The organism is Enterobacter sp. T1-1 (genome assembly GCF_000710795.1).
GTDB lineage: Bacteria > Pseudomonadota > Gammaproteobacteria > Enterobacterales > Enterobacteriaceae > Enterobacter > Enterobacter cloacae.
The window spans coordinates 15,987-28,428 of the sequence record NZ_JALW01000008.1 but is presented as its reverse complement, the minus strand read 5'-3'; the positions used below and the strand labels follow the sequence as shown (position 1 = coordinate 28,428).

Sequence of the window (12,442 nt, the reverse complement as noted above, 5' to 3'; positions counted from 1 at the left end):
CCATATTCATTTTATGGTTGAATGATTCCAGCGTTTATAAACAAGGAGAAACGGGTATGTATCAAAGAATTATTATGCCGGTTGATGTTTTTGAGATGGAGCTGAGCGACAAGGCCGTACGCCATGCGGAATTTCTGGCGCAGCAGGACGGGATTATTCATCTTCTACACGTGCTGCCGGGTTCTGCCAGCCTGAGTCTGCATCGCTTTGCCGCCGATGTACGCCGCTTTGAAGAGCATCTGCAGCACGAGGCGGAAAATCGCCTGCAAACGATGGTCGGGCACTTCACCATCGATCCTTCCCGCATTAAAACGCATGTCCGGTTTGGCAGCGTGCGCGATGCCGTTAACGAGCTGGCGAGCGAGCTGAACGCCGACGTGGTGGTTATCGGTTCACGCAATCCGTCCATTACCACGCATCTGCTGGGTTCAAACGCCTCCAGCGTTATCCGTCACACCCACATTCCGGTGATGGTCGTGAGATAAAAAAAAGAGGCCACCTTCTGGTGGCCTCTCCTGGTGCAGGTGCAGTCTTACTGACTTTTATTATGCTGTTTTGGTGCGAATCAGGTAGTCGAACGCGCTCAGAGACGCTTTCGCCCCTTCACCGGTCGCGATGATGATCTGCTTGTACGGCACGGTAGTACAGTCGCCCGCTGCAAATACGCCCTTCACGCTGGTTTCACATTTGGCATCGATGATAATCTCGCCCATGCGGTTACGCTCAATGGCGCCTTCCAGCCAGGTGGTGTTTGGCAGCAGACCAATCTGCACGAAGATCCCCGAAAGCGGAACGCTGTGCACATCGCCACTGACGCGGTCGCGGTACTCCAGACCGGTGACTTTACTGCCGTCGCCCTTCACTTCCGTGGTCTGCGCATTCAGCACGATGTCGACGTTTTTCAGGCTGCGTACTTTATCCTGCAGAACCTGGTCTGCCTTCATCTCTGGTGCAAATTCCAGCAGGGTAACGTGTTCAACAATGCCCGCCAGGTCGATAGCCGCTTCAACACCGGAGTTACCGCCGCCAATCACCGCCACGCGTTTGCCTTTAAACAGCGGACCATCGCAGTGCGGGCAGTAGGTCACGCCTTTGGTGCGATACTGATCTTCACCTGGCACGTTCATGTTGCGCCATTTGGCACCGGTGGCAATGATAATACTGCGGGCTTTCAGCACCGCGCCGGAAGCAGTTTCAATCTGGTGTAAGCCACCTTCGACTGCGGCAGGAACCAGCTTGCTGGCGCTCTGGCTGTCGATTACATCCACTGCGTAATCATTGACGTGCGCTTTAAGTGCGCCAGCCAGTTTCTGGCCTTCGGTCTTCGGCACAGAGATGTAGTTTTCGATATCCACGGTATCCAGCACCTGGCCGCCAAAGCGTTCGCCCATCAGACCGGTACGAATACCTTTACGTGCGGAATAGACCGCTGCCGCGGCGCCCGCCGGGCCAGAGCCGACAATCAGTACATCATACGCATCGCGCTTGTTCAGCTCTTCTGCGGCACGTTTTTCGGCGCCGGTATCCACTTTGGCCACAATTTCGGACAAGGTCATACGGCCCTGGCCAAACTCCTGACCATTCAGGAACACTGCCGGAACCCCCATCACGTTGCGATCGGTGATTTCGTTCTGGAAAGTGCCGCCATCAATTGCGGTGTGTTTAATACGCGGGTTCAGGACTGACATCAGGTTCAGCGCCTGCACCACGTCCGGGCAGTTGTGGCAGGAGAGCGAATAGTAAGTTTCAAAGGTGAAATCCCCGTCGATATCGCGGATCTGCTCCAGCAGCGCCTGCGCCTCTTTCGACGGATGCCCACCGGTCCACAGCAGAGCCAGCACCAGTGAGGTAAATTCGTGGCCCAGCGGTGAGCCGGCAAAACGCGGCCCCTGATCAGAGCCCGGGTTGGTGATCAGGAAAGATGGCTTACGCACCGCCAGATCGTTCGCTTCTTTGAAGGTCACTTTCGGTGACAGTTCGGCGATCTCCGCCAGCAGTTCCTTGATTTCTGCCGATTTAGCGCTGTCGTCCAGCGTGGCAATCAGCTCAACAGGTTTGGTCAGTTTCTCAAGGTATGCCTTGAGCTGGGTTTTCATTGTAGTGTCGAGCATTGTTCTTCCCTCTCTAAAAACGTCATCATGCAAGCTGCCTTATACGGGCGGCCTGAATGCAACTTGCATCATGGTGCTGGAATGAAATGGGCGCGGGGGGCGCCCATGGGTTGCCGGGTGGCACGTCGTTTACCCGGCCTACGATACTGTAGGCCTGTGCAAGCGCAGCGCCGCCAGGCTTTACAGACTTAGATCTTGCCGACCAGGTCCAGAGATGGAGCCAGCGTCGCTTCGCCTTCTTTCCATTTCGCCGGGCACACTTCGCCTGGGTGAGACGCCACGTACTGAGCGGCTTTCACTTTACGCAGCAGGTCAGATGCATCACGGCCGATACCTTCAGCGGTAACTTCGATAGCCTGGATAATGCCCTGCGGGTCAACAACGAAGGTCGCACGGTCTGCCAGGCCTTCATCTTCACGCATGTTGTCGAAGTTACGGGTCAGGGCGCCAGTCGGGTCACCGATCATCGCGTATTTGATTTTCGCGATGGTTTCAGAGCTGCTGTGCCACGCTTTGTGGGTGAAGTGGGTGTCGGTAGAGACAGAGTACACGTCTACGCCCAGCTTCTGCAGTTCATCGTAGTGATCGGCCACGTCACCCAGTTCGGTCGGGCAAACGAAAGTGAAGTCAGCCGGATAGAAGAAGAACACGCTCCAGCGGCCTTCGGTATCTTTCTCAGTGACTTCAATGAATTCGCCGTTTTTGAACGCCTGGTTTTTGAAAGGTTTAATTTTGGTGTTAATCAAAGACATCTGTACTTCCTCCGTGTTTTCGTTGAGATGTAAGGTAACGAACTTTCGCTACATGGGCTAATGCGTTTGCTTTATCAAATCAATCAGCCATACCTAACAACCCGAACAAGACAACGTTGTGAACCCAATGAATAAAAGCCCGAAAGTAAAAAGGCCGCCCTGGTGGGCGGCCCTGATACCTGAACTTTCCACAGGAACTTTCAGTGCCAGTGAGACTGGCGTTGCGTTGCGCTCTACATACCTTTATATCAAGGTCGTTACAGCCCCTCGATTACAGCACTCGTGTCGGGACAGGGCAATGGATTGAAGGGATAATCATATCTATGGCTGTGATAGGTTTTACCAAACTAAGCATTCCCCATCGCCGCTAATGCTCACGCCAGTAAAAATAAAAATGAGTGATAATTACTTGTCCATATATAGATCTGACTATTTTTATTCAGTTCTGTTTTCTATTTTAAAGGTAAAAATATCTTAACCATTATTGAAGTTCTATTTCATTAATCTACGTTCGTGATATATTAAGTTGGTTTTCAATCATAATTAAGCGAACTAACCATCAAGGATGGTAAATGGTTACGTTCCTTCTATAGTTATCAGTGATGTGATAACGCAACGCAGCACACTCAGGATGAAACATGGCAAATCTTTACGACTTAAAAAAATTCGATCTCAATCTGCTGGTCATTTTCGAATGCATCTACCAACACCTGAGCATCAGCAAGGCAGCAGAAACGCTCTACATAACGCCTTCCGCGGTCAGTCAATCCCTGCAGCGGCTGCGTAACCAGCTGAACGATCCGCTGTTTATCCGTTCGGGAAAAGGGATCACTCCCACCACCGTTGGGGCAAATTTGCATCATCATCTTGAGCAAAACCTCAATCAGCTTGAGCAGACCATCAACATCATGCATGGCTCATCGCTCAAAAAGAATTTTGTCATCTACTGCCCGCAGGTTCTGACAACTGACAATCTGCTCAGCCCTATGAAGCTATTGATGCGAGAGCACAATTATGAAATAGAGCTTCATGACATGCTGCTGTCCGCGGATTCCGCAGAAGACCTGCTTGCCTACCGCAAAGCAGACTTAATTTTCTCCATTGCGCCTATCAACAATCGCTCAATGGTGTGCGTTCCCTATGTTAATTACCGAATGATTCTGGTGTGCAGCCAGGATCACCCCCGCCTGCAGGAGACCGCTACCCTGGAAGAGCTGCAGAAAGAGAAGTTTACGATCTTCCTGAGCGATGAAGCGGGTGTGAAACACTATCAGTCAAAGACTGAGGAAGTGCATGCCGACAGGACAATCGGTTTTCGCTGCGACTCTCTCTTTTCAATCATAAACATGATCAGCGCATCGCATTTAGTGGGATATATTCCGGAAGTCCTGTATGAAAAATACCGTGACGTATTGCGACTGAAAAAAGTGGACGCCCCCTTCATGCTGCCACAAATGGAAGTCTTCATGGTTTATAACCGCTCAGCGCTTAACAGCTCGGTTTTCTCGAAGTTTGTTGAGCAGATCGCGCAAAAATAAATCCAAATGGCTGTGATATTTACAGCCATTTCTCTCATCAAAATATAATCCTCATTTATAGATAATAAAAAATCTGCCTTTTTTGATTTACCTGCCTTTATTTTCACTACTATTATTCTCTCTCCTGCATTGACATGAACGTCCGGTATTTATTTCCAGGAGGAGTTGCCTTTGTCAATTTATAAGCATCCACTTAATCAAAATGTCCTTGACGCTGCCACAGAGCGCATAACATGGACGCTTGAGAATCTGCCAAGGGTCTGTGTTTCATTTTCTGGCGGAAAAGATTCCACCATTATGTTCCATTTAACGGCCCGACAAGCCCGAAAAATGGGAAAGAAAATCTGTCTGTTATTTATCGACTGGGAAGCACAGTTCACCTGTACCATTCAGCATGTGAATAACATGATCGCACAATACGCCGATGTGATTGAAAAATGCTGGTGGGTAGCGCTCCCGTTGACCACGCAAAATTCGCTCTCACAATTCCAGCCCGAATGGCAATGCTGGGAGCCGGGTAAAAACTGGGTACGCACGCCCCCGGAAGAGGCGGTAACCGATCCCGATTACTTCTCGTTCTACCAGCCGGGCATGACCTTCGAGGCCTTTGTTCGTGAATTTTCCGACTGGTTTGCCAAAAGGCGCCCGGCAGCAATGATGATCGGTATTCGTGCCGATGAATCCTACAATCGCTTTTTGACGATCGCTAACGCACGAAAGCAGCGCTTTGCCGATGACAAACCCTGGACCACCGTCGCCCCTGGCGGGCACGCCTGGTATGTCTATCCGCTTTATGACTGGAAAACCGCCGATATCTGGACCTGGTTTGCGAAAACGGGCGGGTGCTATAACCCGCTTTACGACCTGATGTTTCAGGCTGGCGTGCCGCCGCGCTATATGCGCATCTGTGAACCCTTTGGCCCGGAGCAGCGTCAGGGGTTGTGGCTCTATCATGTTGTGGAGCCCGAACGCTGGGCGGCGATGTGTGAGCGGGTAAACGGCGTGCACAGTGGCGGGGTCTACGCGGGGCAGGACAATCATTTCTATGGCCACCGCAAAATTCTGAAACCCGACGCGCTCAGCTGGCGGGAATACGCCATGCTGCTTCTCGACAGCATGCCGCACACCACTGCGGAACATTACCGCAATAAAATCGCGATCTATTTGCACTGGTATCAGAAGAGAGGCATGGCCGATATTCCCGACACCCAGGAGGGCGATATCGGCGCCAAAGATATCCCGTCCTGGCGACGCGTGTGCAAGGTATTACTCAACAATGACTACTGGTGCCGGGCGCTGTCATTCAGTCCGAACAAACCCAGGCATTACCAGCGTTACAGCGAACGGATGAAATCAAAACGCAAGGAGTGGGGGATCTTATGCAGCAGCAATTAATTAACGAGATGAAAAATTATCTTCAGTCTCTGCCCGAAGATAAACGCATTGAAGCCATTAACGCCTTTCGCCAGGCCATCCATGAAAATAGCCCTTTTCGCGAACAGCCTGTCGACTGCGTGCTGTGGATCAAACAGGACGAGATTACCGCGAACGATTACAACCCCAACAACGTTGCCCCGCCGGAAAAACGGCTGCTCTGTAAATCCCTGGAGATGGACGGTTTTACCCAACCCATTGTAGTGACGGAAAGTGAGGCCCGGCATTATGAAATTGTCGATGGCTTCCATCGGCATGAAATTGGGTCCAACCGGGCAGTATTGAAACGCCAGCTTAAAGGCTATCTTCCTGTCACCTGTCTGCGTAAAGAGCGGCAGAAAAAGTTCGACCGGATAGCGGCCACCATTCGCCACAATCGGGCGCGCGGCCGCCATCAAATTAATGCGATGTCCGATATCGTCCGCGAGCTGGTGCAGCTTGGCTGGGACGACGAGAGAATCAGTCAGGAACTGGGAATGGATAGCGACGAGGTATTGCGCCTCAAGCAAATCAACGGTCTGCTGGAACTCTTTGCAGACCGCCGTTATTCAGAAGCCTGGACGGTCAAATAATCAGAGCGCGTTAAGACGCTCTGCCGCCGCCAGCAGCGTCGATTCCTGTTTCGCAAAGCAGAGACGAATCAGCTTATGCGGGAAGGGATCGGCGCAAAAGACGGATAACGGGATCGCCGCCACGCCCACCTCTTTGGTCAGCCACTGGCAAAAACTGACGTCGTCCAGATCGGAGATGGCGCTGTAATCGGCCAGCAGGAAATAGGTGCCTTCACACGGCAGGATCTCCAGACGGCTCTGACTCAGGGCACTCACAAACCGATCCCGGCGTGCGCGGTAAAATTCGGGCAGCTCACGGTAATGCTCAGGCTCAGCGCGCAGCATATCGGCCAGCGCCAGCTGGGCAGGCGTGTTCACCGCAAACGTCAGGTACTGGTGCACTTTACGCAACTCCGCGCTGATGGCCGCCGGTGCCACGCAGTACCCCACCTTCCAGCCGGTCATATGATAGGTTTTACCAAATGACGACACCGCCACAGCGCGCTCGCGAAGCTGCGGATGGGCCAGCACGCTGACGTGCCCTTCCCCGGCAAAGCAGATGTGCTCATACACTTCGTCGCTCAGGACATAAATTTCATGTTCCGCAATGGCCTGCCACAGCGCGGCGAAATCGCTCTTCTGCCACACCGTCGCCGACGGGTTGTGTGGTGTATTCAGAATGACCAGCCGGGTGTTGTCGCTCAGCAGCGCAGCAAACGCCTGCCAGTCGGGGCGAAAATGCGGCGGCTGTAATGCCACGCGCTTCACCACGCCGCCGGACAGTTCGATGGCAGGCGCATAGCTGTCGTAGCTTGGGTCAAAGCAGATAACCTCATCGCCCGCGCGAACCAGCGCGGTGATGGCCGCATACAGAGCTTCGGTCGCACCTGCCGTCACCGTAATGTCGCTGTTGGCATCCGGTTGATAGCCATAGCACTCCGCCGTTTTATCCGCAATGGCGTCACGCAATGCCTGCACACCGGTCATCGGCGCATACTGATTCGCCCCCTGGGCAACGTGCCAGGCCAGACGCTCCTGCAAATAGCCTGGACCATCAAAATCCGGGAACCCCTGCGAGAGGTTAATGGCGTTGTGCTTCTGGGCCAGAGCGCTCATCTGCGTAAAGATAGTGGTGCCCAGGTTGGGAAGTTTGCTTTGCGGAATCAATGCGTTATTGCTCATTGTGGGGTGCCTGCTTGTAATACTTATGTTGCTGCCACTATAACACGATGTTAGTCTTTGGCAATCAAGACGCTTAGACGTCTAAACAATATGAATATTCCTGACCGAGAGGGTAAAAGGAAATGACAGACAACCTGCAACTCACGCAACTGGTCGAAGCCTGCCGCTGGATTGGTGCCAAAGGCTGGGCCCCCGCCACCGGCGGCAACATGTCGGTACGTCAGGATGAAAACCTGTGCTGGCTCAGTGAATCCGGCAAAGACAAAGGCAGCCTCACGCCGGATGATTTTCTGCAGGTAGAGATCGCCACCAATCGCGCCCCCTCTGGACGTAAACCTTCGGCCGAAACCGGGTTACACACGCTCATCTATCGCCTGTTCCCGGAGGCCAACGCCGTACTGCACGTCCACACGGTGAACGCCACGGTGCTCTCGCGGCTGGTGAAAGAGGCGGAGCTGCACATCAGCGGCTTTGAGATGCAAAAATCCCTCACCGGGCAGACCACGCATCTGGCTACGGTTGCCATTCCGGTATTCGATAACGACCAGGATATAGACGCCCTCGCTTCGCGAATCGCCCATTACGCCCAGGAGCGCCCGCTTAATTATGGTTTTCTTCTGCGCGGCCATGGCTTAACCTGCTGGGGACGTGATGTGGCCGAAGCCCGCCGTCATCTGGAAGGATTAGAATTCTTATTTGAATGCGAAATGCGTTTACGACAACTGGAGAAGATATGATTCGCGCGATTGTGACGGATATTGAGGGAACCACCAGCGATATCCGTTTTGTCCATGATGTTTTGTTCCCTTATGCGCGTGAGCGTCTGGCGGCCTTCGTCACCGCCCAGCAGTACGCCGAGCCGGTCAAATCGATTCTGGACAACCTGCGCGATGAAATCGACGCTCCGCACGCCAGCGTCAGCGATCTTATCGAGACCCTCTTCACCTTTATGGATGAAGACCGTAAATCGACGGCGCTGAAGGCCCTGCAGGGAATTATCTGGCACGACGGTTACGTCAACGGCGACTTTACCGGCCATCTCTACCCGGACGTGCTGCCCGCGCTGGAAAAGTGGAAAGCGCAAGGTCTTGATCTCTATGTTTATTCCTCTGGCTCCGTCGCTGCGCAGAAACTGTTATTTGGCTACAGCGATGAAGGTGATATTACTCATCTGTTCAGCGGCTACTTTGATACCCATATTGGTGCCAAGCGTGAGGTGCAGTCTTATCAGAATATTGCGGCGCAGACGGGCATTGCCCCGTCGCAGATCCTGTTCCTGTCGGATATCCATCAGGAGCTGGACGCCGCTGAGCAGGCCGGTTTTCGCACCCTGCAGCTGATTCGCGGTGATGATGACGGTGCAAGCCACCATCATCAGGTTCACCAGTTCGACGAGATTAACCCGGAGCAGATCCCTTCATGAGCGCATTAACCATTTATTCCGATAAAGACGCCAGTAAGCACCTGTGGCACAGCACCGACGCCGCCGAGATCGCCCAACAGCTCAACGCCAAAGGCGTGCGTTTTGAACGCTGGGCGGCTGACCGTGATTTAGGTCGCGACCCTGCCCCAGAAGTGGTCATTGACGCTTACCAGCATGCCATCGACAAGCTGGTCGCGGAGAAAGGCTATCAGAGCTGGGATGTGATCAGCCTGCGCGCCGACAACCCGCAAAAAGAAGCGCTGCGCGCCAAATTCCTCAACGAGCACACCCACGGCGAAGATGAAGTGCGCTTTTTCGTGGAAGGCGCGGGATTGTTCTGCCTGCACATTGACGATGAGGTGTATCAGGTGCTGTGCGAGAAAAACGACCTGATTTCGGTGCCAGCAGGCACACCGCACTGGTTTGATATGGGCTCAGAGCCAAACTTTACGGCCATCCGTATATTCGATAATCCGGAGGGCTGGGTGGCGCAGTTTACCGGTGATGCGATTGCGGATGCGTATCCGCGTCTGGCATAGGTGAAAATTGCTCCCTCTCCCTTTGGGAGAGGGCTGGGGTGAGGGCATCAGGCCGCTTTATCTTCAATGCTTCAATCCCTTCACATACCCCACCAGCTGATCCAGCACGATCCCCCAGCCTTCATGGAAGCCCATCTGTTCATGCTGCTCACGGATTTCTTTCGTGGGATGGCGCGCAATCGCCGTATAGCGGGTTTTGCCCTCCCCGAGATCTTCCAGCAACAAAATCGCCGTCATAAACGGCTTTTCGGCCGGTTTCCACCCTTCGGTATAGCCGTCGGTAAAGACCAGCTTTTTGCCGGGATCGATTTCCAGGAAAACACCTTTATTGTCCATTTTTTGCCCGTCCACGTCGAAAACGGTATTGAACCGTCCACCCACGCGCAGGTCGAGGTCGCATTCGGTCACTTTATGGGGGGCAGGAATAAAGAAGTTTTTGATGTGCTCTGGCGTCGTCCAGCAAAGCCACAGCAGGTCGCGCGGTGCATCCACCACGCGTTCCAGTTTTAAGTCTGTTTCGGGATCGAGCGTCACGATGTTGTCCTCTCAGGGGAACCCCTTACAAGGATAGCCGGACTCAGGCGAATTTCCCCTTTGCTACCGCTTCCGGCGTGACCACGCCCGTATCCAGTACCCAGCCGCTAATCAGCGAGGCTGGGGTGACGTCAAACGCCGGGTTGTAAACCTGCGCATTTTCCGGTGCCCACTGTACCGCGCCGAAGCTTCCCGCCACGCCCGTTACTTCACTGGTCGCGCGCTGCTCAATCGGGATCGCCTCACCGTTCGGGCACGCCGGGTCGAGGGTGGTTTGCGGGGCGGCGACATAGAACGGAATGCCGTGAAATTTCGCCAGCACCGCCAGGGAATAGGTACCGATTTTGTTCGCCACATCGCCGTTGGCGGCAATACGATCTGCCCCCACCCACACGGCATCCACCTCCCCTTTTGCCATCAGGCTGGCGGCCATGGAGTCGGTAATCAGCTGATACGGCACGCCCAGCTCGCCGAGCTCCCACGCGGTCAGCCTGCCGCCCTGCAGCAGCGGACGGGTTTCATCCACCCAGACGTTGCTGACGTTGCCCTCCTGATGTGCGCGAGCAATAACACCCAGCGCAGTGCCGACGCCTGCAGTCGCCAGACCGCCAGTGTTACAGTGGGTCAGCAGGCGGCTACCGGGCTTCACCAGCGCGCTGCCCGCTGTCGCAATGGCGTCACAAAGCTGCCTGTCTTCGTCAATCAGTCGCAGAGCTTCCTTCACCAGCGCTGGAACGAAATCTTCCTGCCAAAGCGCCTGCTTCATGCGGTCGAGATTGTTCATCAGGTTGACCGCCGTCGGGCGGGCAGCGCGCAGCGTTTCCAGCGCCAGCGCCAGCTCGTCGCGGCTTTTCCCCTTTTCCGCCAGCAGCGCCAGCAGCAGACTTGCAGAGAGACCAATCAGCGGCGCACCGCGCACCCTAAGGGCGTGAATATGCCCCACCAGCGCCTCGACCGTTGAGGCGTCAAGCCAGCGTTTCTCCTGCGGAAGGGCCTGTTGGTCGAGAATAAAGAGCTGATTATCCGCCACCCGCAGGCTGGTCGTCTGTAATGTCTGCATGTCGTTAATTCCCTGTTGCGTTGTTGTAGCACATTGTGTCAGGATGAAATCCAGATGTATAGACGTCTAAATGTCTTTATTCGCAAATCAGTGAGGAGCAGGCAATGTCGCAATACCGTACCTTTACCGCCCAGGACGCCGTGGAGTATGCCAGGCAGTTTGGCGGCCTTGATAATCCATCATCACTGGTAGAGGCGCAGGAAGTGGGCGACGGCAACCTCAATCTGGTCTTCAAAATTTTCGATGCTCAGGGCGTGAGCCGCATCATCGTAAAACAGGCGCTGCCATACGTTCGCTGCGTCGGTGAGTCCTGGCCGCTGACGCTGGACCGCGCCCGTCTTGAGGCGCAAACGCTGGTGGAGCATTACAAGCACAGCCCGCAGCATACCGTGAAAATTCATCATTTTGACCCGGAACTGGCGGTCATGGTGATGGAAGATCTCTCCGACCATCGCATCTGGCGCGGGGAGCTGATTAAGAATAACGCCTACCCGCAGGCTGCGCGTCAACTGGGGGAGTACCTGGCGCACACGCTGTTCCACACCAGCGATTTTTACCTGCACCCGCACGATAAAAAAGCGCAGGTTGCCCAGTTCATTAACCCGGAGATGTGCGAGATCACTGAAGATCTGTTCTTTAACGATCCGTACCAGATCCACGAGCGCAACAACTATCCGGCAGAGCTGGAAAACGATGTCGCCGCCCTGCGCGACGACGCCCAGTTGAAAATTGCCGTGGCCTCCCTGAAGCATCGCTTCTTCTCCCACGCCGAAGCGCTATTGCACGGGGATATCCACAGCGGATCGATTTTCGTGGCCGAGGGTAGCCTGAAAGCGATCGACGCCGAATTCGGTTACTTTGGCCCGATTGGGTTTGACGTGGGCACCGCCATCGGCAACCTGCTGCTGAACTTCTGTGGCCTGCCGGGGCATTTAGGCATCCGCGATGCCGCTGCCGCCCGGGAACAGCGTCTGATCGACATTCAGGCGTTATGGAATACCTTTGCGGAGCGCTTCCAGGCGCTGGCGCACGAGAAAACCCGGGATGCCGCGCTAAGTGCGCCGGGCTATGCCTCTGAATTTTTGAAAAAGGTCTGGCGAGATACCATTGGTTTCTGCGGAACGGAGCTGATCCGCCGCAGTGTGGGGCTGTCACACGTCGCGGACATCGATACCATTCAGGACGACGCGATGCGCCACGAATGTCTGCGCCACGCCATCACGCTGGGTAAAGCGCTGATTGTGATTGCCGATCGCATCGACAGCGTGGAAGAGCTGGTGGCAAGAGTGCGCCAGTACAGTTAAAAAAAAACCTCCCT

Annotated in this window: 13 protein-coding genes; 8 read left to right on the top strand and 5 right to left on the bottom strand. The window is 54.4% G+C overall.

What is annotated here, in order from left to right; genetic code table 11:
* The first annotated feature begins 56 nt into the window (after positions 1 to 56).
* On the top strand, positions 57 to 485 hold the full coding sequence (gene uspG, locus AK59_RS0104190; protein WP_013097606.1) for a universal stress protein UspG: 429 nt from the start codon (positions 57 to 59) through the stop codon (positions 483 to 485).
* 60 nt (positions 486 to 545) lie between these two features.
* Here uspG and ahpF read toward each other — a convergent pair whose 3' ends face one another.
* Together ahpF and ahpC are read right to left on the bottom strand one after the other, a co-directional pair.
* Positions 546 to 2,111 (bottom strand): alkyl hydroperoxide reductase subunit F, encoded by a 1,566-nt coding sequence (gene ahpF / locus AK59_RS0104185; RefSeq protein ID WP_029882129.1) that lies wholly within the window; start codon positions 2,109 to 2,111, stop codon positions 546 to 548.
* Between the two features lie 188 nt (positions 2,112 to 2,299).
* Entirely contained in the window at positions 2,300 to 2,863 is a 564-nt protein-coding gene (gene ahpC / locus AK59_RS0104180) for an alkyl hydroperoxide reductase subunit C (protein WP_008501015.1), read from the bottom strand.
* Between the two features lie 638 nt (positions 2,864 to 3,501).
* Between ahpC and citR the strand changes: the two genes are divergently transcribed.
* The 3 genes from citR to AK59_RS0104165 all read left to right on the top strand — a co-directional run bounded on the left by citR (position 3,502) and on the right by AK59_RS0104165 (position 6,407).
* Complete coding sequence (gene citR / locus AK59_RS0104175; protein ID WP_029882128.1) at positions 3,502 to 4,401, top strand: DNA-binding transcriptional repressor CitR; 900 nt, start codon at positions 3,502 to 3,504, stop codon at positions 4,399 to 4,401.
* A 171-nt stretch (positions 4,402 to 4,572) separates the two neighbouring features.
* Positions 4,573 to 5,796, top strand: coding sequence for a phosphoadenosine phosphosulfate reductase (locus AK59_RS0104170; RefSeq protein WP_029882127.1), 1,224 nt, complete (start codon positions 4,573 to 4,575; stop codon positions 5,794 to 5,796).
* Entirely contained in the window at positions 5,781 to 6,407 is a 627-nt protein-coding gene (locus tag AK59_RS0104165; RefSeq protein ID WP_013097610.1) for an IbrB-like domain-containing protein, read from the top strand. The genes AK59_RS0104170 and AK59_RS0104165 overlap by 16 nt, the downstream gene beginning before the upstream one ends.
* Here AK59_RS0104165 and AK59_RS0104160 read toward each other — a convergent pair whose 3' ends face one another.
* Entirely contained in the window at positions 6,408 to 7,568 is a 1,161-nt protein-coding gene (locus tag AK59_RS0104160) for a pyridoxal phosphate-dependent aminotransferase (RefSeq protein WP_029882126.1), read from the bottom strand. It abuts the gene before it with no gap.
* 122 nt (positions 7,569 to 7,690) lie between these two features.
* Here AK59_RS0104160 and AK59_RS0104155 point away from each other — a divergent pair, with 122 nt between their 5' ends.
* From AK59_RS0104155 to AK59_RS0104145, 3 genes are read left to right on the top strand one after another with little or no spacing between them, the layout of a single operon-like run.
* Positions 7,691 to 8,305 carry a methylthioribulose 1-phosphate dehydratase gene (locus AK59_RS0104155; protein WP_013097612.1) on the top strand — a complete coding sequence of 205 codons (615 nt, stop codon included), beginning with the start codon at positions 7,691 to 7,693 and terminating at the stop codon, positions 8,303 to 8,305.
* Positions 8,302 to 8,991, top strand: a complete 690-nt coding sequence (gene mtnC / locus AK59_RS0104150) for an acireductone synthase (protein ID WP_029882125.1) — start codon at positions 8,302 to 8,304, stop codon at positions 8,989 to 8,991. Before AK59_RS0104155 ends, mtnC begins: the two co-directional genes overlap by 4 nt.
* Positions 8,988 to 9,530, top strand: a complete 543-nt coding sequence (locus AK59_RS0104145) for a 1,2-dihydroxy-3-keto-5-methylthiopentene dioxygenase (RefSeq protein WP_029882124.1) — start codon at positions 8,988 to 8,990, stop codon at positions 9,528 to 9,530. The genes mtnC and AK59_RS0104145 overlap by 4 nt, the downstream gene beginning before the upstream one ends.
* Positions 9,531 to 9,593: 63 nt before the next feature.
* Here the strand turns inward: AK59_RS0104145 and AK59_RS0104140 are convergent, their stop codons facing one another.
* Both AK59_RS0104140 and mtnA read right to left on the bottom strand, forming a co-directional pair.
* Positions 9,594 to 10,064, bottom strand: a complete 471-nt coding sequence (locus tag AK59_RS0104140) for an SRPBCC family protein (protein WP_020685647.1) — start codon at positions 10,062 to 10,064, stop codon at positions 9,594 to 9,596.
* Positions 10,065 to 10,107: 43 nt separating this feature from the next.
* Positions 10,108 to 11,124, bottom strand: coding sequence for an S-methyl-5-thioribose-1-phosphate isomerase (mtnA, locus tag AK59_RS0104135; protein WP_029882123.1), 1,017 nt, complete (start codon positions 11,122 to 11,124; stop codon positions 10,108 to 10,110).
* Positions 11,125 to 11,228: 104 nt separating this feature from the next.
* On the opposite strand from mtnA, the gene mtnK reads away from it, so the two are divergent.
* A complete protein-coding gene (gene mtnK / locus AK59_RS0104130) occupies positions 11,229 to 12,428 on the top strand; it encodes an S-methyl-5-thioribose kinase (RefSeq protein WP_029882122.1) in 1,200 nt (399 codons plus the stop codon).
* Positions 12,429 to 12,442 lie beyond the last annotated feature (14 nt).

Coding starts and splice junctions, on each gene's coding strand:
- uspG (WP_013097606.1), top strand. CDS start 57: ATGTATCAAAGAATTATTATGCCGGTTGATGTTTTTGAGATGGAGCTG.
- ahpF (WP_029882129.1), bottom strand. CDS start 2,111: ATGCTCGACACTACAATGAAAACCCAGCTCAAGGCATACCTTGAGAAA.
- ahpC (WP_008501015.1), bottom strand. CDS start 2,863: ATGTCTTTGATTAACACCAAAATTAAACCTTTCAAAAACCAGGCGTTC.
- citR (WP_029882128.1), top strand. CDS start 3,502: ATGGCAAATCTTTACGACTTAAAAAAATTCGATCTCAATCTGCTGGTC.
- AK59_RS0104165 (WP_013097610.1), top strand. CDS start 5,781: ATGCAGCAGCAATTAATTAACGAGATGAAAAATTATCTTCAGTCTCTG.
- AK59_RS0104160 (WP_029882126.1), bottom strand. CDS start 7,568: ATGAGCAATAACGCATTGATTCCGCAAAGCAAACTTCCCAACCTGGGC.
- AK59_RS0104155 (WP_013097612.1), top strand. CDS start 7,691: ATGACAGACAACCTGCAACTCACGCAACTGGTCGAAGCCTGCCGCTGG.
- mtnC (WP_029882125.1), top strand. CDS start 8,302: ATGATTCGCGCGATTGTGACGGATATTGAGGGAACCACCAGCGATATC.
- AK59_RS0104145 (WP_029882124.1), top strand. CDS start 8,988: ATGAGCGCATTAACCATTTATTCCGATAAAGACGCCAGTAAGCACCTG.
- mtnA (WP_029882123.1), bottom strand. CDS start 11,124: ATGCAGACATTACAGACGACCAGCCTGCGGGTGGCGGATAATCAGCTC.
- mtnK (WP_029882122.1), top strand. CDS start 11,229: ATGTCGCAATACCGTACCTTTACCGCCCAGGACGCCGTGGAGTATGCC.